Source organism: Curtobacterium sp. PhB130, assembly GCF_003755165.1.
GTDB lineage: Bacteria > Actinomycetota > Actinomycetes > Actinomycetales > Microbacteriaceae > Curtobacterium.
Map to the genome: position 1 here is coordinate 23,956 of NZ_RKII01000011.1, position 18,615 is coordinate 42,570.

21 protein-coding genes are annotated in these 18,615 nt (G+C 69.1%); 13 read left to right on the forward strand and 8 right to left on the reverse strand.

The features are described 5' to 3' along the window. Nucleotides 1-54: 54 nt before the first annotated feature. Nucleotides 55-774: a hypothetical protein gene (locus EDF24_RS16960; protein ID WP_123704430.1), complete on the reverse strand. Its 720-nt coding sequence runs from the start codon at nucleotides 772-774 to the stop codon at nucleotides 55-57. 60 nt (nucleotides 775-834) lie between these two features. Here EDF24_RS16960 and EDF24_RS16965 point away from each other — a divergent pair, with 60 nt between their 5' ends. The 3 genes from EDF24_RS16965 to EDF24_RS16970 all read left to right on the forward strand — a co-directional run bounded on the left by EDF24_RS16965 (nucleotide 835) and on the right by EDF24_RS16970 (nucleotide 1,895). Further along, on the forward strand, nucleotides 835-1,155 hold the full coding sequence (locus tag EDF24_RS16965) for a hypothetical protein (RefSeq protein WP_148070917.1): 321 nt from the start codon (nucleotides 835-837) through the stop codon (nucleotides 1,153-1,155). 246 nt (nucleotides 1,156-1,401) lie between these two features. Further along, nucleotides 1,402-1,548, forward strand: a complete 147-nt coding sequence (locus EDF24_RS19290; protein ID WP_185021707.1) for a hypothetical protein — start codon at nucleotides 1,402-1,404, stop codon at nucleotides 1,546-1,548. Nucleotides 1,549-1,589: 41 nt separating this feature from the next. Beyond that, entirely contained in the window at nucleotides 1,590-1,895 is a 306-nt protein-coding gene (locus tag EDF24_RS16970; protein ID WP_123704434.1) for a hypothetical protein, read from the forward strand. A gap of 173 nt (nucleotides 1,896-2,068) precedes the next feature. Here EDF24_RS16970 and EDF24_RS16975 read toward each other — a convergent pair whose 3' ends face one another. Both EDF24_RS16975 and EDF24_RS19565 read right to left on the reverse strand, forming a co-directional pair. Continuing rightward, a complete protein-coding gene (locus tag EDF24_RS16975; protein ID WP_123704436.1) occupies nucleotides 2,069-4,192 on the reverse strand; it encodes a nuclease-related domain-containing DEAD/DEAH box helicase in 2,124 nt (707 codons plus the stop codon). 73 nt (nucleotides 4,193-4,265) lie between these two features. After that, a complete protein-coding gene (locus tag EDF24_RS19565) occupies nucleotides 4,266-4,796 on the reverse strand; it encodes an excalibur calcium-binding domain-containing protein (RefSeq protein ID WP_123704438.1) in 531 nt (176 codons plus the stop codon). 157 nt (nucleotides 4,797-4,953) lie between these two features. Between EDF24_RS19565 and EDF24_RS16985 the strand changes: the two genes are divergently transcribed. The 3 genes from EDF24_RS16985 (at nucleotide 4,954) to EDF24_RS16995 (ending at nucleotide 8,059) form a co-directional block, all read left to right on the forward strand. Beyond that, nucleotides 4,954-5,274, forward strand: coding sequence for a nucleotide pyrophosphohydrolase (locus tag EDF24_RS16985; RefSeq protein ID WP_123704440.1), 321 nt, complete (start codon nucleotides 4,954-4,956; stop codon nucleotides 5,272-5,274). Further along, nucleotides 5,261-6,973, forward strand: coding sequence for a DNA/RNA helicase domain-containing protein (locus tag EDF24_RS16990; protein WP_123704442.1), 1,713 nt, complete (start codon nucleotides 5,261-5,263; stop codon nucleotides 6,971-6,973). The genes EDF24_RS16985 and EDF24_RS16990 overlap by 14 nt, the downstream gene beginning before the upstream one ends. Nucleotides 6,974-7,240: 267 nt before the next feature. Next, nucleotides 7,241-8,059 carry a hypothetical protein gene (locus EDF24_RS16995; protein ID WP_123704444.1) on the forward strand — a complete coding sequence of 273 codons (819 nt, stop codon included), beginning with the start codon at nucleotides 7,241-7,243 and terminating at the stop codon, nucleotides 8,057-8,059. On the opposite strand, the gene EDF24_RS17000 is transcribed toward EDF24_RS16995, so the two are convergent. Both EDF24_RS17000 and EDF24_RS17005 read right to left on the reverse strand, forming a co-directional pair. Next, entirely contained in the window at nucleotides 8,044-8,448 is a 405-nt protein-coding gene (locus tag EDF24_RS17000; protein WP_123704446.1) for a (deoxy)nucleoside triphosphate pyrophosphohydrolase, read from the reverse strand. The two genes, EDF24_RS16995 and EDF24_RS17000, sit on opposite strands and share 16 nt — an antisense overlap. After that, nucleotides 8,418-9,002 (reverse strand): very short patch repair endonuclease, encoded by a 585-nt coding sequence (locus tag EDF24_RS17005; RefSeq protein ID WP_311316813.1) that lies wholly within the window; start codon nucleotides 9,000-9,002, stop codon nucleotides 8,418-8,420. Before EDF24_RS17005 ends, EDF24_RS17000 begins: the two co-directional genes overlap by 31 nt. Before the next feature lie 62 nt (nucleotides 9,003-9,064). On the opposite strand from EDF24_RS17005, the gene EDF24_RS17010 reads away from it, so the two are divergent. The 4 genes from EDF24_RS17010 to EDF24_RS17025 all read left to right on the forward strand — a co-directional run bounded on the left by EDF24_RS17010 (nucleotide 9,065) and on the right by EDF24_RS17025 (nucleotide 10,903). Next, entirely contained in the window at nucleotides 9,065-9,589 is a 525-nt protein-coding gene (locus EDF24_RS17010) for a GrpB family protein (protein WP_123704450.1), read from the forward strand. A gap of 207 nt (nucleotides 9,590-9,796) precedes the next feature. After that, nucleotides 9,797-10,129 carry a hypothetical protein gene (locus EDF24_RS17015; RefSeq protein ID WP_123704452.1) on the forward strand — a complete coding sequence of 111 codons (333 nt, stop codon included), beginning with the start codon at nucleotides 9,797-9,799 and terminating at the stop codon, nucleotides 10,127-10,129. 4 nt (nucleotides 10,130-10,133) lie between these two features. Then, nucleotides 10,134-10,646, forward strand: a complete 513-nt coding sequence (locus EDF24_RS17020) for a hypothetical protein (RefSeq protein ID WP_148070918.1) — start codon at nucleotides 10,134-10,136, stop codon at nucleotides 10,644-10,646. After that, a complete protein-coding gene (locus tag EDF24_RS17025; RefSeq protein WP_185021708.1) occupies nucleotides 10,643-10,903 on the forward strand; it encodes a DUF1653 domain-containing protein in 261 nt (86 codons plus the stop codon). The genes EDF24_RS17020 and EDF24_RS17025 overlap by 4 nt, the downstream gene beginning before the upstream one ends. Here the strand turns inward: EDF24_RS17025 and EDF24_RS19295 are convergent. Next, entirely contained in the window at nucleotides 10,863-11,258 is a 396-nt protein-coding gene (locus tag EDF24_RS19295) for a hypothetical protein (RefSeq protein WP_185021709.1), read from the reverse strand. The genes EDF24_RS17025 and EDF24_RS19295 overlap by 41 nt on opposite strands. 142 nt (nucleotides 11,259-11,400) lie before the next feature. Here EDF24_RS19295 and EDF24_RS19300 point away from each other — a divergent pair, with 142 nt between their 5' ends. The 3 genes from EDF24_RS19300 to EDF24_RS17040 all read left to right on the forward strand — a co-directional run bounded on the left by EDF24_RS19300 (nucleotide 11,401) and on the right by EDF24_RS17040 (nucleotide 16,744). Further along, nucleotides 11,401-11,907, forward strand: a complete 507-nt coding sequence (locus tag EDF24_RS19300) for a GNAT family N-acetyltransferase (RefSeq protein WP_185021710.1) — start codon at nucleotides 11,401-11,403, stop codon at nucleotides 11,905-11,907. A 271-nt stretch (nucleotides 11,908-12,178) separates the two neighbouring features. Next, nucleotides 12,179-13,210, forward strand: a complete 1,032-nt coding sequence (locus tag EDF24_RS17035; protein ID WP_123704456.1) for a hypothetical protein — start codon at nucleotides 12,179-12,181, stop codon at nucleotides 13,208-13,210. Between the two features lie 78 nt (nucleotides 13,211-13,288). Then, nucleotides 13,289-16,744, forward strand: a complete 3,456-nt coding sequence (locus EDF24_RS17040; RefSeq protein WP_123704457.1) for a TM0106 family RecB-like putative nuclease — start codon at nucleotides 13,289-13,291, stop codon at nucleotides 16,742-16,744. A gap of 40 nt (nucleotides 16,745-16,784) precedes the next feature. On the opposite strand, the gene EDF24_RS17045 is transcribed toward EDF24_RS17040, so the two are convergent. Further along, nucleotides 16,785-17,534 (reverse strand): hypothetical protein, encoded by a 750-nt coding sequence (locus EDF24_RS17045; RefSeq protein WP_148070919.1) that lies wholly within the window; start codon nucleotides 17,532-17,534, stop codon nucleotides 16,785-16,787. A 400-nt stretch (nucleotides 17,535-17,934) separates the two neighbouring features. Beyond that, complete coding sequence (locus EDF24_RS17050; RefSeq protein WP_123704460.1) at nucleotides 17,935-18,591, reverse strand: GPP34 family phosphoprotein; 657 nt, start codon at nucleotides 18,589-18,591, stop codon at nucleotides 17,935-17,937. Between the last annotated feature and the right edge of the window lie 24 nt (nucleotides 18,592-18,615).

Below are 18,615 nucleotides of genomic sequence, written 5' to 3' on the forward strand. Positions count from 1 at the left end.
GGCGGATCGGCGGAGGGGGTGTGGTTCCCATCCTCCGATCGGAGGATGGCCCGCTCAGTCCTGTTCCTCTTGTTCTTCCGCTCCGAACACCTCGACATCGGCGAACGCCCCGATCTCCTGCCGGAGCTGTGCCGCGATCCCCGGGCGTTCGCGCTCGTGCTCGGCCCGGTCGTCGGCGTTCGTCCAGCCGTCCCCCCAGTCGTGGCTCCGGTCCCACAACGCCTGCCACTGCCGGAGGCTCTCGGTGAGCTCGGGGGAGAGCGCGAGTTCCCACGGCTCGAGCGGGCCCTCCGGACCCCAGAGCGGCCAGTCCACGCCGTACTCGAGCATCAGACGAACGGTGATCCGCTCGGCTGGGTCCGCCCTGGGGCGGCGGCGAGCTCTCGCTGCCTTCCGGCGTTCGGCGTGGTCGAGTGCAGCTCCGAGCATCTCGGCGTCCGGGTCGACCCGGACGTGTCCGACCTTCCACGTGAAGCCGCTGTCCTGGTCGTCATCTTCGTCTGGCTTGCTGTCCGGGTCTTGGCCGTCCGGCCAGAAGTCCGGTTCGTCGACGATCGGCCACAGGGACTGCACGGTGAACCGGCTGCCCGAGCGCTCCTCGACGAAGAGCCCGCCGCCGTGCGACCAGCGGAGGGTGCCCGGGACGCGGGTGAGGTGGCGGCCGCCTGGCAATTCCGTCAGTGACTGCCACGAACGGGATAAGCGCACGATGCACTGCACCTCGTCGGTGCCGTCGTCGGGGAACGGCATCACCTGGAGGAGGCGGATGTGCATGGTGTGATCGTAGGGTGACCCCGGCGATGGGCGCGCGACCCGGGGAAGTACGGTGGTCGGGTGACTGCGTTGGGCATCATCGCCACCCTCTTCGCCATGGGTGTGGTCTTCGGTGGACTCGGAGCGCTGGCCTACGCCGGGCGGTGGCGGTCGTGGCTCGGTCGGGTGCACGAGAACTTCGTCTTCGGATGGTTCTGGTTGGGGCTGGCCCTGCTGTCGATGGGACTCGCGGCGAGCTTCGTCCGGACGCCGGTCTTCGGGGTGTCCCTCGTGTTCGCGTTCACGGCGGCGGTCACCGGAGCGCTCGGGGTCTGGAGCGTCGTGATGGGTGTCCCGCGCTGGCTGCAGCCGCGGTGGTACCGAGTGGCGCGCGAGCGATGACTGCTCCGACCGGGTGGAGCATGTGGCTGAAGGGTGGGGCGGCACTCGTCCGTGCGAAGGGCAACGTCGCCGACCTCATCAACGATCGGGTGTGCGCCGACGAGATTCCCCGCCGAGACCGTCGACGCTCGGATCGAACGACCGGGGACACCGACCGAGCCGTCACCGATCGCCGGTTTCGTCGCGGAGCGCCTCTGGCGGGAGCCCGTGTGGGTCCGGCTCCGGGTGTGGGGAGACCGGACGCCGTTGGGCCTCGACGTCGTGTCGGCGGGCGGCGCAGGATGGTTCCGGCGCGACAGCCTGGAGGACGGGCGGGTCCGCTTGGAGCCGATCCCGTCGGGCACCGTGTTGCGTTCGGTGCTCGCCGTGTTCGCAGACCTGTCGGCCGGCTGAGCCTTGCAGATCAGCGAGAGGACGTGGAAGAAGGTGTTCGGGTGATCCCGCTGTTCATGATCGTGTTCGGGGGCGTCTTCGTGGCGCTCGGTGGCGCCGCCTACGGCGGGTTGTGGCGTTCTTGGGCGCGCAACACGTCGAACAGCGTGATCCTGGGACTGTTCTGGTTCGGCCTCGCCGCCTTGGCGATCGGGGTCTCGGGTGCATTGGCGAACGTCGTGGGGGTCCTTGCCCTGGTCTTCGGACTGGTCGCCGTGATGGCGACGGTCCTCGGCATCCTCGTCCTCCTGAACGGTGCGCCCCGCTGGTTGCAGCCGCGGTGGTACCGCGTTGCGCGTGAGGGGTGACCGGACGACCGGAATCGAGCCACCTTGCAGGCTGCGCTCGTCTCAGCGCCAGCTGCGGCGCAGCCCGCGGGACCAGCGCGGGGTCAGCGGCGGCGGAGGCACCAGACCGACGCCCCGCCGAGGAGTGCGATTTGCTGGGCTGCGCCAGGGACCCACGACTCGAAGGCCGTGCGTCACCGCGCGCCGACCCACAGACCGTCGCGCGCCCGCGTCATCCCCACGTAGAGCTCCCGCCGATCGAGTTCGCGCTTCTCGCGGTCGGCCTCGGTCTGCTCGCTCGGCGTCGCGTCGAGCAGCCGTGCCGGCACGTGCGCGAGCAACACCTGCTTGAACTCGAGCCCCTTCGCACGCTTGACCGTCCCGACCTTCACCGCGTCGACGCTCTGACCCCGATAGTGCTTGAGCGAGACGACCGGGACCCCTGCTGTCTCCAGCGCCGCCGCGACCTTGTCGGCCTGCCAGTTCGTCGCGGTGAGGATCCCGACGTCCCCGTGGCCCACTCCGACCAGGCGTAGGACCTCGGCGACACGGGCGAGCATCGCCGCATCGTGGTCCGCGGTCGTCCTGGCGCGGTGGATGATCGGCTCCGGGCCGGAGCGCGTGACGTCGGACGCCGCGTCGCCCGCGCCGTCGACACCCTCGATGTCGACGAACTGGTCCTCCGCGACCATGCCCTTCGCGAAGTCGAGGATCTCCGCCGTGTTCCGGTGGTTGACGTCGAGCACGACACCGCGGCCAGCGAGGCTGATCCCGACCTCGCCGAGGGTGTACCCGCCCGGGTAGATCGTCTGCTGCCCGTCACCGATCAGGGTCAGGCCGTCCGGTCGGTCGCCGACCAGCGCGTGCAGGAGCGACACCATCGCGCACGACAGGTCCTGCGCCTCGTCCACGATCACCGCGTCGTACCGGTCGAGCGGAACTTCCGCCACGGCGTCGCGGGCGAGCAGCACGAGGTCCGCCCAGTCCGTGACACGTCGTTCGCGGAGACCGCGTGAGTACGTCTCGTACAGGTCCCACACCGCCTGTCGCATCTCCACGGGCAGCGCGTGCTTCCGCCCCACCCGCGCCAGGTCCGCGTACTGGTCGAAGTGCGTCAGCCCACGGCCCTTGATGACGTGGCTGATCTCGTCTTCCCAGTACCGACACGTGAAACGCGAGGACCGCAGTGGACTGGAGGCCCCGATCGCGTTCCACGCATCGGCGAAGGCGAGTGCGGCCTCCCGTTCGGCGATCCGGAACGCGATCCCGCGTTCCTGCAGCACACCGCGCGCGAACGCGTGGACGCTCGTGAACTCGACGCGGTCGACCATGTCGGGCGCGAGGCGCTCGAGGAGCGAGCTGAGCACCTTCGGCAGGGTGCTGATGTAGGTGGCGAAGAGGATGCGGCCACCGGTGGCTCGTGCGAGGTAGGCCGCTCGGTGCAGGCCGACCACCGTCTTGCCGGTGCCGGCGGCGCCGCGGATTCGGGCGGGGCCGTTGAAGTTGCGGCGGACGAGCTTGGCCTGGGTCGGGTCGAGGAAGGCCATCCAGTCCTCGATCGGTGCGTCGAGCACGCCGTCGAGGAGTTGGGCGTCGCGTTCGTCCAGGTCGACTTGCTCCTGCTTCCGTTCCGGTTCCGATGCCTGTCGCGGCTGCCGCTCTGGCTCGGGTTCGGCCTCGGGCTCGGGCTCGCGGGGGAGGATCGCCGCGGGGACGATGACCTGCGTCAGCGGGAGCGGGGTGTCGCCGATGACCGGGAAGTGCGTGAGGACCTCGTCGACGCGCTTGGGAGAGAGCCGGGCGCCGCGCTTCGTGATGTGGCCGATGAGGTCGTGCACGCCCACGATGTCGACCGATGCCACCCTGGCGTGCATCTTCTTCTGACCGGCGAGTGCGACCACGGCGTGGACCTCGCCTGGCGCCAGGCCGATCTCGGCGAGGGCGGACTCGGCGCTGTACGCGAGGTCCGCGAGGCGGGCGACGTCGTCGGTGACGTCCTCCTGGCCGCGGGTGATGCGGTCGCCGTGGATCGCGACCTCGCGCCAGGCCTTCGTGTCGACGATGAAGACGCCGGCGCGGCCGACGACCACCATGTCCACCTGCGCTGTGCGGCTGCCGGGCCAGCGGCGGTCGGCGAGGAGGTGGTAGCCGATGCCAGCGAGCGGCGCGAGGACCTTGGCCGTCTCGCCCTCGGTGCGGTGGGCGATCTCGAAGCGGCCGGCTCGTGCGTCGGCTTCGTCGGCCTGGAGGCGGAGTTCGTGGGCGCGGGAGCGCTGGCGGCGGGCTTCCACTCGGGCTGAGTCGCCGGCGATGGTCATGGTGTTGCCCCTTCGCGGCGAGTGTGGGCCTTCGGTTCAGAGCCCGGTACGAGACCAGCGGTGTGCATCTGACTCAGTCTTCGCAGCCGACTCCGTCGCCGTCCCGATCGAGTTGCCTCGAGTAGCCGGGGTCTCCCACTCGGACTGGAGCAGCACCTGCCGCGCGGGCGGCGTCGCAGTTCTCGAAGTACACAGGAGCTGCGGCCGCGGCCGCCTGAGCCTGTGCTGCGGCGTCGGCAGCGGCTTTTGCCGCTGCCGCGTCCGCGGCTGCCTTCGCGTCCGCAGCGGCCTTTGCCGCGGCAGCGTCGGCGGCTGCCTTCGCATCCGCGGCTGCCTTCGCATCCGCGGCAGCCTTCGCGGCGGCGGCGGCATCGGCAGCGGCCTTCTGAGCAGCTGCATCGGCTGAGGCTTCGGCTTCGGCTGTCGCCTTCGCTTCCGCCGAGGCCGACGCACTCGAATCCAACAAGCCCGCGGATTTCTGATGCGCCGCGGCGGCGGCGTCATCGTGTCCGTCCCCCGTGCTGCACGCGCACAGTGTGCTGAGCAGTACCGCGGCGACCCCGGCCGCGACGAACTGACGGTGACGCTTTGCCAGCGTGATCATGAGTGGTACTCCGATTCTGAAGGAACGTCCATGATCTCAACCCGACAGTGATGCGTCGACGCCCCCAAGGTGGGGTTCCGGGCCTGTGTGCGGGGCGGAGCGACGATGCCGGCGAAGCGTTCGCAGCAGCGCCCGCTCTGACTGCTAACGTGCGGACATGGCAGATGAGGGGCTGCGCGACGACCTCCGGAGGTTCGTCGCCGAACGCGACTGGGCGCAGTTCCACTCGCCCGAGAACCTCGCGAAGAGCATCTCGATCGAGGCGGCGGAGCTCCTCGAGTGCTTCCAGTGGTCGTCGCAAGCCGATGTCGATCGAGTGCGAGGGGAGCTTGCCGATGTGCTGACCTACTGCCACCTCCTCGCCGATCGACTCGGTCTGGAGCCGGGCGCGATCATCCGAGAGAAGCTCGCCGTGACCCGCGAGAAGTACCCGGTCGACCAGGTTCGAGGACGAAGCACGAAGTATGACCAGCTTTGACATCGCGAAGTTACCGTTCAGCGAAGAGCACCTCCGACTGTGGCGTGACGGCGACCCCCGCTTCCTGAACTGGCCGGTGGTGTACGTCCTCGATGACGGGAAGCGCGTCTACGTCGGTGAGACCCTCAACACCGCCGCGCGCATGCGCCAGCACCTCGACTCTGAGGAACGGCGGTCGCTCAAGGCAGTTCGCCTGGTACTCGACAGTACGTTCAACAAATCAGCCTGTCTCGACCTCGAGTCGCAGCTCATCGGGCTGTTCGCGGGCGACGACAAGTACACCGTGCTCAACAGCAACAAGGGCGTCGTGAACGCCGACTACTTCGACCGAGAGCGTTACCGCGAGACGTTCGAGCAGATATTCGAAGCGCTACGGGAGCAGCACCTCTTCACGCGGAGCATTGCCGAGATCGAGAACAGTGAGCTGTACAAGCTCTCTCCGTTCAAGGCGCTCAACCGCGACCAGGCCGTCGTGATGGAGGACATCCTCGAGGGGCTGTTCAGCGACCTCGCATCGAGCGCCGGAAGCACGATCGTGGTGCAGGGAGATCCCGGCACCGGAAAGACGATCGTCGCTGTCTACCTCCTCAAGCTCCTCCGGGACATCGCGAACGGCGTCGGCGTCGACGAGGTCGATGGGGACTCGATGTTCTCGGACTACTTCACGGCGGAGAACCGTGGGCGACTGGCCGGCACACGTGTAGGCCTGGTCGTACCGCAACAGGCACTCCGTGCATCCCTGAAGCGCGTGTTCCGCAAGACGCCGGGCCTCGACGCCTCGATGGTCCTCACGCCCTTCGAGGTCGGGAAGAGCACTGAGAAGTGGGACCTGCTGGTCGTCGACGAATCGCACCGGCTGAACCACCGAGCGAACCAGGCATCCGGCCCGCAGAACAAGAGCTTCGGTGACATCAACGTGGCGCTCTTCGGTGCTGACGGCGACGGGTACACCCAGGTCGACTGGATCCGGGAGCAGAGTACCCACCAGGTCTTCCTGCTCGACTCTGAGCAGAGCGTGCGGCCCGCGGATCTTCCCCCGGAGCTCCAAGCCGAACTCGTTCGGGACGCCCGAGCCGACGACCGCTACTACCGCCTCTTCACGCAGATGCGAGTGCAGGGTGGGGCAGACTACGTGTCCTACGTCCGAGCGATCATGCGTGGCGGATCGCCGCAACCCCGCACGTTCGGCGACTACGAGTTCCAGATGTTCGAGGACCTCGGCGAGATGCATGACGCGATCCGCGCGAAGGACGACGAGGTGGGTCTCTCGCGGATCGTTGCCGGGTACGCGTGGGAGTGGAAGAGCAAGCGTGACTCGGCAGCGATCGACATCGAGGTCGACGGACGGCGGCTCAGGTGGAACCAGACCCAGACAGACTGGATCACCTCCTCCGGGGCGATCGAGCAGGTTGGGTCCATCCACACGGTTCAGGGCTACGACCTCAACTTCGTGGGAGTGGTCATCGGACGGGATCTCCGATTCGACGTCCCCACTCAGCGCATCGTGTTCGACAGATCGAACTACTTCGACAAGAAGGGCATGGAGAACAACCCGCGGCTCGGTATCACGTACTCGGACGAGGACCTGCGCCGCCTCGTTTCGAACGTCTACTCCGTCTTGTTGACTCGCGGGGTGCGAGGAACGTTCGTGTACGTCGTGGACTCGGAGCTTCGCCGCTATCTTCGGCAGTTCTTCTGACCATCCCCGCGACAGCACTACCCGGAGCCGCGTGCACGGTGGGCTGGCCCTTCATCTGGGGTCGAGTGTCCGGCGCTCCGTGGCGAACCACGTCGTTAACCTCTCAACCGTTAGCAAAACGGTCGAGGGGGAGATGTGCGGACGTTCTGGGTCAACCAAGGACAGACCTTCGAAGAGGAGCGGCGAGCACGTGTGCTCTGGGCGCCGAAACTCTCACGCCCACGAGAGGGCCAGGACGTGGGCACTCCGCGGGGTCATTGGGACCGCATGCTCGAAGCTTCGACCGGAGACATCGTCTTCCACTACTCGCGTGGCGCGGTTCGAGCGTGGAGCAACGTTCTCGCTCCTGCTTTCGACGGGCCGCCGCCGTTCGAGGACCCCACCACTCGATGGTCCGCGGTCGGCAGGGTGATCCGCGTCGAGATGCAAGAGCTCGACGGCCCGATCGAGCTGGACAGCATCCCGCTCGAGCTCCGGACCGAGCGCGACAACACGGGATGGCCGTTCTCTCGGCGCGGTGCAGTCAAGCAGGTGTACCTCTCCGAGGTTGCCGGACCACTCGCCGACTGGCTGTTGACCGAAGTCGGCCTTCGCGTCGATGTTGCGCAGCTCTCCTCGTGGCCGGACGACCAGATGGCCGATGCACAGATCGAGTACCGCGGCGACCGTCGGGTCGTGGTCAACGCTCGCGGTGAGCAGAGTCTCCTCCGCAAGCACCTCTTCGGTGACGAACTGCTCGCGACATGTGCCCTGTGCGGTCGTGATCTCCCTGTCGCGATGCTCGTCACCGCGCACATCAAGCGGCGAGCTGACACGTCGCGTGCTGAACGAGGCCGGACTGACACGGTCATGCCGGCGTGTCTGATCGGATGTGACTCGCTCTTCGAGCTCGGCTACGTGATCGTCGCCCGAGGTGGGACGGTCGAACGCGGCCCTCGCCGGACCCCGATGACCGACGATCTGTCCCGCGCCGTCGAGGCCGTGATCGGGCGCACCTGCAGCGCTTGGGACGAGGCTACGGAGCATTACTTCGCCCACCATCGTCGGTTCCAGAAGGCGAGAGCGCGCAGCTATCGCTTGGATTGATCGTCGGTGAGGACCCGGACTGCCGGAAGATCGGGCAGCGCCCAATCGAGCCGAACGAGTTCCGACGCAGCAACCCAGCGCAGTTCGTCGTGGTCTGTGCTCCGGAGCGACCCCGCGCTGTCGATACGAGCGCGGTAGCACGCGAGATCGATGAGGAGCGAGTCGACACGAGTGCTCTCCCGAGTGACGAGACCTCCGATGCGCGCCTCCGTCTGGAGTTCCTCACGGATCTCCCGAGCGAGTGCATCTCTCGGGTGCTCGCCTCGTTCGACCTTCCCGCCCGGGAACTCCCAGAGACCGGCAGACGCTCTTCCGGGCGCTCGTCGACAGGCGAGGATCTCGCCGTCGTCTCGGGTGATCACCGCCGCGACGACCTCGATGACCTGCATGGGACAGTTCTACCGTGCCGCGCCCCGGCTATGGTGTCCCAGCGATCGAGTGCGTGCTCCACGAGGTCCGCGGCCTCGTTCGCTCCCGCGTGCTCCCACACGCGGATGACCTGCCAACCCTCACCGATCAAGGTCGCTTCATTGCGAGCGTCACGCTGTCGGTTCGCCAGGAGCTTCGCACGCCAGAGCGCAGCGTTCGTCTTCGGGAGGTGGGCGTGCGCTTCACACCAGTGCCAGAAGCATCCATCGACGAACACCGCGATCCGAGCTCGAGGGAACACGATGTCGGGTCGGGCGCGAGAGGTGGTGCTCACTCGGCGGTCCACGAAGAACCGCCGGCCACGAGCATGGAGCTCTCGGCGAAGCGCGAGCTCTGGCGCGGTGTCTCGCCGACCGAACCGGGCCATGTGTCGACGTCGAGCGTCATCTGCCTCCCAGACCTCCATCCGACGACGCTGGACGAGAGCGTGCGTGGGGCGCTCGTCGGATGCGGAATCAGTGAGGAGCGATCCGCGCAGCGCGATTGTGGAGGAATGCCGACCAGGCTCCCGCATCGGCGCGAACCCGTATCTGAGTGGATCCCGTGTTCGCCGATAGGGCCGATAGGTTCGGGACGATGGTCGACCTCGTGGAACACCGTGCCGAGTGGGCGGACGACTTCCGCTCGGAGGCCGCTCGCGTGTTTCGAGCGTTGGGCAGCAGCGTCACTGCGATCGAGCACATCGGGAGCACCGCCGTCCCCGGACTCCTCGCGAAGCCGGTCATCGACCTCGCCGCGCGTGCCGCAGCCGGGGTCGACCCGTTCGCCCTCGGGCCGCTCCTGGAGGGGCTCGGGTACGTGCGGCACTCGAACGGGCCGAAGAACCACGGCGTGTACGTCCGGAGCTCGTCAGGCACGCGGACCCACATCCTGCACGTGTTCGCCGCGGAGGCGTGGGAGCACTGCAACCAGCGGCTCTTCCGGGACGCTCTGCTGCGGGACCCGGCCGCTCGGCAGCGGTACGCCGAGCTGAAGCGCTCGCTCTCCGGCCTCGACGACGGACGGGACTACACCGCGGGCAAGCTCGACCTCGTCGAGGAGGTCCTCAACGCCGAGCGTGCACGGCGGGGCTTTGGGCCGACGTCGGCCTGGGACAAGTGATGGGGCCCGCCAGGAGGTGACTCTCCAGCTGCGAGAACGTCGGATGGTATCGAGTCGATCTCGGGTGAGACGTCGCCGGATGCGGCGCCGGGATCCGAGGATCGCGCCCGTCCCGCTGTTGGCCTCGCGCTCGTCATGAACTGTTCGTCACCTGATCGCAACGGCTGTGAAATCAGAAATGTCAGGCACTGACCAACAGTAGAGGCCATGACGACGAACATCACGAAGAAGCAACTCATCCGACCGCGCTGGGTCGTTCGCAGCCTCGCCTGCGTCGGTCTCCTCGGGATCTCGTTGAGCATGATCCCCGTCGCACCCGCGGCCGCGATCACTGCCTCGGTTCCGGCCGAGCAGCAGATTGCGCCCGACCGCTGGGTGGCGGTGTGGCAACGATGGGACGGTACGAACTACTCCTCGCAAGCCACTTGCCTGTCCCGCGGCCGCACCATCATGAAGCACTACTCTGACGTGAAGGCGATCTCCTGCCGCAAGCCCTGCGGCAAGTGGTGGCTGTACACGTACCGGGAACAGTGGGTGTGACGCGATGCCCGTGATGTCCTGTGAAGCGTTTCTCGTGTGGCGCGGGGGTGCCCTCGTAGCGGAGCCGACCGGCGGCCTCCCTCTGTTGTACGAGGGGAGTCCACCCTCGCGGTGGTGGGCCACGGTGGACGTCAGCCTCGGGACAGTTCCGTCCGATCTGCCGTTCTGTGCCGAAGTGGACGTTCTGTCCGAGCTGCCCGACGAGGGGGAGATCGGACGAGTCCGTCGAGTCGTCGGTCCGGCGACACCGACCGAGGTCCGCGATGGAATCCCGTCGAGCAGCGACGTCGACAGGGCCTTCGCGCTGCTGGAGCGCGTCCCCGAGGACTGGTTGCTGTACGAGACGCGCGTCGGTGCGTTGCCCGGGCTCGGGTGGGACGCGTTCGTCGGAACGCTCCTCCGGGTCCCCGAGCAGACGATCAGCGCGGTCCTCGGCGGCGACTGGCGTTCGATCATCCGGATCGAGCCGTGGCTCCGGTCGGCCGACGATCCGGGAACTCGTAGCATCGAGGCGTGAGCAGCGACGTGACGCCCGGCCGGTACCGCCACTTCAAGGGCGGCGAGTACGAGGTGCTGCTCGTCGCACGGGACACTGAGACCGAGCAGCCCGTGGTCGTGTACCAGGCGCTCTACGGCGAACGCGGACATTGGGTCCGCTCGCTCGCCGACTTCACCGCCCACGTCTCCCGCGACGGGTACGAGGGCCTGCGCTTCGTGCCGACGGGACCCGACGTCAGCGCGCCCGACCCCGAGCGGCGTCGATCGCCGCGATGACCGTCGGGACGCCCCAGACGAGGAAGCGCGGCCGGGCACCGGACTGCATCACGACCTCGATCTGCCGCGACTGGCCCCGGGAAGCGTTCCGTACCTCGACGATCTGATCCAGCGGGATCCCGAACTCGGCACGGATGAAGTTCAGCCGGTGCGCGTGGAACCACAGCGCTGTCGACGTCAGGGTCAGACGACCGCCGATGCCCTCCATGCCGCGAGTGCCGAACATGCCGCGCGCCACCCCGCCGGGAGGCTCGAACGCCTCGACGTCGAGCTCCACGCGCCGGTACGCAGCGACGTTGATGAAGCACGTCGCGTTCTTGCGGAGCAACACGGTGCTCGAGTCCCTGTCGGTCATTGCGTCGACGCTACCGGTGGACGGGTGCTCGGCCGCGCTGCCGGACCGCAGCGAACCCGCTCCCGTAAGTTCGAGCGATGACCTCCGTTTCGCCGGCCGTGATCTCGCTCCTGGCGTTCGCGCAGGCGGTGGCGGTGCGCAGATGACGCACTCGGTCCGTGACCTGCAGCCGGACGACGTCGACGCCCTGCAGGAGCTGCTCGAGTCCTTCCCGGCGTACGCCGAACGGATCACTGGCTACCCGCCCGGCCCCTCCGATGCACTCTCCGCGCTGATCTCCGTGCCGCCCGGGTTCGACCCGGCAGGAAAGCGGAGCATCGGACTCTGGGACGACCGGGAGCTGGTCGCGTTCGCCGACGTGCTGCTCGGCTACCCCGACCCGGAGACCGCGTACATCGGGCTGCTGATCGTGCACGGTGCCCACCAGGGCAAGGGCCTCGGCCGGCGACTGCACGACGCGGTACTCGACCGGGTGCGGGAGGAGAACAGCGCGTCCCGGATCCGCCTCGGGATCGTCGAGCGCAACGCCGAATGGGCCACACCGTTCTGGACCGCCCTCGGCTACGAGCCCACCGGAGAGACCAAGCCGTACCGCTACGACAAGCTCGAGAGCACCGTCAGCATGTGGGAGCGACAGACGGCGAGCTGAGCGCCCCCGAAGGCAGCAGTGGTGCGTTTTCAGCGCGCCAGGCGCCGACGGGCGTCGTTGATCGTCGCATGACCGTCGGAACGTCCCAGACCAGGAAGCACGGTCAACCGCCGGACCGCATCGCGACCTCGACCCGCCGAGACGGCCAGCCGAACGCATTCCGCACCTCGACGGATTCCTCGACCCGGATCCGGACTCGACCAGAGCGAAGCTGGGCCGGTGCAGGGAGAGCACCGGAGCGCGTGTCAGCGGTCTCCGGGAGACTTTGTCCGTGACAGAGACTTCCTCCACGCTGTGGCAGATCGTGTTCTTGACGTTCTACAACGCCGGCACGATCTGCGTCGCTGTCTGGGTCCTGTACTTGTACGTGGTGATTCTGAGTCAGGGGAGCCGAAAAGCGGTCCTCACATTGAGCCGGCTCGAGCAGCGCTGTGCCGGCGCGGTGCTTCGCGAGCCTCCCTCGCACCGAGCGTGGCAACGGTTCCGGTCGAAGCACCTTTCGACTGCCCAAGGGGTACGGAGCGCTCAACGGCTGGTCTTCCGACCAGCGTCATGGCTCGGCCTCGTCATCCTCGTCGACCTCCTCGGTATCGCGGCGTTGCTCGCCGTTGCATCGATGACGAGTGATGTTCCTCGTTCATGGGATGAGGCGGCGTTTGCGTTGGCGTTCTTCTCGGCCGTTCCGTGGCTGACGGCGATGTTGCTCGAGCGCGTGTTCTGGCACCGGCGCGCCAGGAGCGAGTGGGAGGTCGTCCTGCTCGGAGAAGTGTTGGCGACCGAGGCAGCGAACGAACTCGACCAGGACTACGTCGGTCGGCGGACCGCCCGTGTCCTGGGCGCGCTCGGAAGGCGCCTTCCGCGTGGGAGCGCACGACAGGGCCACACCGCGGAGGGGCGCGTGTGGCTTCTCAAGACCCAACCATCAGTTCAGATGAGGGCGGAGCTCGTGACCACTGATGTCACCGAGAAGCGCGAATGGTCAGGCTGGGTCGCGTCGTGGCTTGACGTGGTCAGCGAGTCGTTCGAACCTCGTCCAGAACCTGTCTCGTCGAGCGCGCCTCTCGGTCCCACGCTCCCTTCCAAGGACCCTGACGTAATCGGTCTCGGTGCGCTCATCGCGATCTGCTGTGGCTTCGGACTGGTTGGCGTCGTGTTCGCGGCGTTCTCCAGCGGCCTCGACTCATCAGCGGTGTGGGACGCTTGGGATTCGACAGCGGGCCGTCTGACCACTTTCGTTGGCCTCGTCGGAGCGGTGTTGGGCATCGTCGGCTTCCGACGTGGACGGACTGCCGTCGGCGCGTGACCGGGCAGCAGCTCTCGCCGGGTCGGCGCTCGCCCATGAGCCGACGGCGGTGTCGGCGCCCGCCCCTAGGGTGAAGCCGTGCAGATCACCTCCGAGGGCCGGGCGCTCCTCAGCCCCAGCGACCTCACCACGTGGGCGTCGTGCGAGTGGGCGTTCCTGCGCCGCCTCGACGCCAAGCTCGGCCGTGGAGCAGCCCTGGCGGACGAGCACGACGACATGCTCGACCGCACGGCGAAGCTCGGGGACCAGCACGAGCTCGACTACCTCGAGATCCTCAAGGCAACCCACGACGTCGTTGAGTTCGACCGCCCGGCGCCCCCGCAGTACGCGGAGGCAGCAGCGGCAGCACTGGACGCCATGCGGAGCGGCGCGGACGTCCTCTACCAGCCGACGTTCTTCGCACCGCCGACACCGGACAGCGCGGGCTTCATCGGCTTCGCGGACTTCATCATCCGCAACGCCGCGGGGGAGTACGAGGTCTACGACACCAAGCTCGCCCGGCACGCCAAGATCAGCGCACTCCTGCAGCTCGCCGCCTACGCCGAGCAGATGCAGGCGCACGGCATCCCGACGGGCCAGCAGGTCCACCTGGTCCTCGGTGACCGCACGACGACCACGCACGACCTGGCCGACATCGCCCCGGTGTACCGCACGCAGCGAACGGAACTGCGAAGGGTGATCGAAGAACGGCTGCGCGCAGACGAACCCCTCGCCTGGGGCGACCCGCGCTACGCCAGCTGCGGCCGGTGCGGCGCCTGCCAGCAGCAGGTGGAGCAGCACCGCGACCTGGTCCTCGTCGCCGGGATGCGCCTCGACCAGCGTACGAAGCTGATCCGGCAGGGTGTCCTGACGATCGACGACCTGGCGGTCCGCACCGCACCGGTGCCCACCATGGCGAAGTCGACGCTGGACCGACTCGTCCGTCAGGCGAGCCTCCAGATCGACTCGGAGCACGCGCGTGACCACCGCCCGCGCTTCGAGGTCCTGGACCCGTCTGCCCTGGACGCGATCCCGGCGCCGGACGCAGGTGACGTCTTCTTCGACTTCGAGGGCGACCCGCTCCACACCGAGGACGGCGTGCACTGGGGCCTCGACTACCTCTTCGGCCTGGTCGACGACCGGGCCGACTTCACGGCGTTCTGGGCGCACACGATCCGCGACGAACGCCAGGCGCTCGTGGACTTCCTCGCGTTCATCGCGGAGCGGCGTGCGCAGTACCCGGGCATGCACATCTACCACTACGCGGCCTACGAGCGGACGCACCTGCTCTCGCTCGCCGCCCGCCACGGCGTCGGCGAAGAGGCGGTCGACGACCTGCTCCGCGCGGGCGTCCTGGTCGACCTGTACCCGATCGTCCGCAAGGCGCTGGTCGTCGGCAGCCACAGCTACTCGATCAAGAAGCTCGAGCCGCTGTACATGGGCGAGGACCTCCGCCTCAGCGACGTCACGAACGCCGCGGACAGCATCACCGCCTACGTCGAGGCGATCGAGGAACTCCGGAACGGCGACCGCGCCACCGGGCAGCGGATGCTCGACCAGGTCGCGGACTACAACGCCTACGACTGCCGCTCGACGCTGCGCCTCCGCGACTGGCTCCGCTCGCTGCGCCCGCCGTCGACAGACGCGCCGGCCGAGCTCGACCTGCCGCCGATCCCCGTCGAGCGCGAACCGAACCCGGTGTACGTCGCGCTCGCGGAGCACCTCGAGGGCGTGGTCGCGCTCGACCGCACCCCGGACGAGACGGCGCTGGCGCTCGCCGCAGCCGCGATCGACTACCACCGGCGCGAGGCCAAGACCTTCTGGCAGGACCACTTCGACCGCCTCCGCAACCCCCTCGACGAGTGGGCGGACACCCGCGACGTGCTGGTCGTGGAGCGCGCGTCCGTGGAGCGGGACTGGGACATGCTGCCGCGTGCCCGTTCGCAGTCCCGAGAACTCCGGTTGTCGGGGACGCTCGCGCCCGGCAGTCGTCTCCGGCCGGGAGGCTCGCCCCACCTCGTCTACGACACCCCGCCGCCGCCATCGGTCGGCTCTCCGGGCCCCGGGTCGAAGGGCGCGACGGATCGCGCCCAGGTCATCGACGTGCGGGACGACGGGGAGGCGACGGAGGTCCTGCTCCTCGAACGGCTGCCCGTCGGTGGGGAACCCCACCACGAGTTCCCGGTCGCGCTCGCGCCGTCGTCCCCGCCGCGGGCGAAGCCGCAGCCCGAGGCCATCGCCGAGTGGGGTGCGTCCGTCCTCGACGCCCTGCCGTCGATGCTGCCGGACCCCGCGCTCGACCTGCTCCGGCGGGTGCCGCCACGGGGAGCGCTCGCCCCGGTCGTCGGCGACGACACCGTCTCCGCCGTGGTGACGACGCTGCTCGGGCTCGACCGGTCGTACCTGGCGATCCAGGGCCCTCCCGGCACGGGCAAGACCTACGTCGGCTCGAACGTCGTCGCGCGGCTCGTCCGGGAGTACGGCTGGCGGGTCGGTGTCGTCGGACAGTCGCACGCCACGTCGGAGAACTTCCTCGACGCGGTCATCGCGGCCGGGGTGCCCGCGGACCGGGTCGTGAAGCAGCCGAAGTCCGGCGCCGATCCCGAGGACGTCGAGGCAGCGGCGTGGACCCCCGTGAAGAACGGTGCGGCGATCGCGGCGTTCCTCGCCTCGTGCGAACAGAGCGGCACCGGCGGCGTCGTCGGCGGCACGGCGTGGACCTTCGCGAACGAGTCCACGATCGAGCGGCGTTCCCTGGACCTGCTCGTCGTCGACGAGGCCGGGCAGTTCTCGCTGGCACCGACGATCGCCTCGTCCATCGCGGCATCGCGGCTGCTGCTCCTCGGCGACCCGCAGCAGCTGCCCCAGGTGTCGCAGGGGTCGCACCCGGAGCCCGTGGACGAGTCCACGCTCGGGTGGCTGGCGGACGGCGAGCACGTGCTGCCGCCGGAGTTCGGGTACTTCCTCGCACGCACGCGGCGGATGGAGCCCGCGCTGACGGCGTCCGTCTCGGGGCTGTCCTACAACGGGCAGTTGACGTCCATGGCGTCCGGGCGGCACCTCGAGGGCGTCGAGCCCGGCGTGCACCCGGTGCCCGTCGTGCACGCGGGCAACACGACCTCCTCGCTCGAGGAAGCGCAGCGTGTCGTGGCCCTCGCACAGGACGTCGTCGGGCGCACCTGGACGGACGGCGACACCGTGCGGAAGCTCACGGACGAGGACGTCATCGTCGTCGCGCCGTACAACGCGCAGGGTGCGGTGATCCGGCAGGAACTCGACCGGGCCGGGCTGACCGGCACGCAGGTCGGGACGGTGGACCTGTTCCAGGGGCGCGAGGCCGTCGTGTCCATCGTCTCGCTCGCAGCGTCCTCGGCGGCGGACATCCCGCGCGGGCTCGACTTCCTCCTGATGCCGAACCGCCTGAACGTGGCGCTCTCGCGGGCGAAGTGGGCGGCGTACCTCGTGCACTCGCCGGCGCTCACCACGGCGCTGCCGCCGTCGATCCCCGGCCTGGCCCTGCTCTCCCGCTTCATCGAGCTCGTCGAGCCTCGCTGACCCGGCTGACGCCGCTGACCCGGCTGACGCCGCGAGCGGTTCAGCCGGCCTGGACGGTGCCGACTGCCGAGCTGTAGGTCGCGACGGCCCCGAACCGGGCACCGATGATCGTCACCGACCACGCGGTGCCGTCGGATGACACCGAGTAGAGCACCCGTGCATCGTCGGGGATCGCCGCGAGCCCGGTGCCGTCGGCGAGCATGATGCGCTGCGGGGCGCTCATGCCGACCGCGAGGTCCGCCGGGAACGGCCCCGCGCCGTACCGCTGGCGCATCACGAACGCGAGCGTCCCGGCGCTCTGCACGACCGCCGACTGCTCGGCCGCGCGGGTCGCGGGTTGCGCTGCCGCTGCCGCTGCCGGTGCCGGTGCTGCGGCCGCCGGCGGTGCCGGGACCGGGGCTGCGGCTGCCGGTGGTGCCGGGGTGGCGGGAGTCGCCGGCGTCGCCGGCGCCGGGGTCGACCTCGGTGTTGTGACCGCGGCAGGTGCGGCCGCCGCGGAGGGCAGGGCGAACACCGAGCCGTTGCCCGCGCTCGGGAGTGAGAGCGCTGGCAACTCGACGCCGACGTTCGAGAGGCCGACGCCGACGACGGCGTAGACCATGAGCGCGGTCCCGACGGAGCCGAGGATCGCCCCACCCCGTCCGAATGCCCGTGCCGTCGCCGAGCCCCACCGGCAGGTCTTGACGACGTGGACACCCATCACGATCGCGGTCACCCCGACGGTCGAGACCACGAAGCCCGTCTGGACGCCCGACCGCTCCGGTTCGAACACCGTGATCCCCAGGCTCACCGCCCCGAGGAGCATCGAGAGCGTGGCGTACGCCCACGGCCTCGTCGTTCGGCGGGGCTTCGCGCCGATCCAAGGCGTCGGGTCGTACAGTGCCGACCGCGTCCGGTTTCGATGCCGCGACGGCATCGCGGACGACTCCGGTGGGGACCAGTCTCGCGGTCCCGGTCCACCCAACGGCATCGTCGCCCCCGTTTCGTTCACCTGCGACCCGACCACTCTGGCCGAGGCCCGTGGAGGTGAGCGATCCCCAGAACGGGGCTGGGAGCCGTTCCGATCAGCCGCGTTGGCCGATCCGGTTCGCTGGAGCCGCGTTTCGTGAACCGGATCGGTCAACGCGAGGAAGCAAAACCGGTCCCCGGAAGCGGAAGCGGAAGCGGAAGCGGAATCGGGAGCGCGCGCGTCAGCTCGTCGAGGCCGTCGTCGCGGTCGTGGCGGCGACGATGGCCATCACGGCGGCCATCTGGATCTCCTCCAGGACGGCCTTCACCGCCGGGGACGCCCAGTTGCCGGACGTGATCTCACGCACCAGCGCCTTGTCGACCTTGCCGAACTGCTTCCGCAGGGTGTTCGTCGCATCGAGCAGCGCGATCACCGCGGCGGTGGAGGGCGTCGGCGCGGAACGAGTCGCGAGGACGTCGGCGATCGAGGACCGGAGCAGCGCCTCGGGGCCGCCGTCCCGCTCCGGGTACGCGGTCGAGGGGAAGATGCCGAGCGTCTTCCGCTGCTCCTCGCTCAGGAGCCCGCCGGCGACCAGCGAGGCGAAGACGTCGTCGCGGAGCTGGCGCTTGCCGAGCCGCGAGACCCACCACTTCGCCTTGCGGGGTGCTCCAGTCGCCGCGATCGTGCCGAGGACGCCGTCGAGTACGGGGTCGCCCGTGGTCGATCCGTCGACGACGCGGACGTCCTTGCCCTCGAGCGAGACGGCGCCGCGCAGGGCGAGGTCCGCCAGGACCGCGCCGGCGAGGCCGGGGTCGAACGTCTGCGCGTCCGTTGCCCGGCGCCCGTCGGCGTCGGTGAGGAGGAGTGCGAAGGCCTGGGGGACGGTGAGCTCAGCCATGTCCGCATCGTTCCACGCGGGGCG

Coding starts and splice junctions, on each gene's coding strand:
- EDF24_RS17000 (WP_123704446.1), bottom strand. CDS start 8,448: ATGCAGGTCATCGAGGTCGTCGCGGCGGTGATCACCCGAGACGACGGC.
- EDF24_RS19565 (WP_123704438.1), bottom strand. CDS start 4,796: ATGATCACGCTGGCAAAGCGTCACCGTCAGTTCGTCGCGGCCGGGGTC.
- EDF24_RS17005 (WP_311316813.1), bottom strand. CDS start 9,002: ATGCGGGAGCCTGGTCGGCATTCCTCCACAATCGCGCTGCGCGGATCG.
- EDF24_RS17015 (WP_123704452.1), top strand. CDS start 9,797: ATGACGACGAACATCACGAAGAAGCAACTCATCCGACCGCGCTGGGTC.
- EDF24_RS16985 (WP_123704440.1), top strand. CDS start 4,954: ATGGCAGATGAGGGGCTGCGCGACGACCTCCGGAGGTTCGTCGCCGAA.
- EDF24_RS17020 (WP_148070918.1), top strand. CDS start 10,134: ATGCCCGTGATGTCCTGTGAAGCGTTTCTCGTGTGGCGCGGGGGTGCC.
- EDF24_RS17010 (WP_123704450.1), top strand. CDS start 9,065: ATGGTCGACCTCGTGGAACACCGTGCCGAGTGGGCGGACGACTTCCGC.
- EDF24_RS16975 (WP_123704436.1), bottom strand. CDS start 4,192: ATGACCATCGCCGGCGACTCAGCCCGAGTGGAAGCCCGCCGCCAGCGC.
- EDF24_RS16995 (WP_123704444.1), top strand. CDS start 7,241: ATGCTCGAAGCTTCGACCGGAGACATCGTCTTCCACTACTCGCGTGGC.
- EDF24_RS16990 (WP_123704442.1), top strand. CDS start 5,261: ATGACCAGCTTTGACATCGCGAAGTTACCGTTCAGCGAAGAGCACCTC.
- EDF24_RS17050 (WP_123704460.1), bottom strand. CDS start 18,591: ATGGCTGAGCTCACCGTCCCCCAGGCCTTCGCACTCCTCCTCACCGAC.
- EDF24_RS19300 (WP_185021710.1), top strand. CDS start 11,401: ATGACGCACTCGGTCCGTGACCTGCAGCCGGACGACGTCGACGCCCTG.
- EDF24_RS19295 (WP_185021709.1), bottom strand. CDS start 11,258: ATGACCGACAGGGACTCGAGCACCGTGTTGCTCCGCAAGAACGCGACG.
- EDF24_RS16960 (WP_123704430.1), bottom strand. CDS start 774: ATGCACATCCGCCTCCTCCAGGTGATGCCGTTCCCCGACGACGGCACC.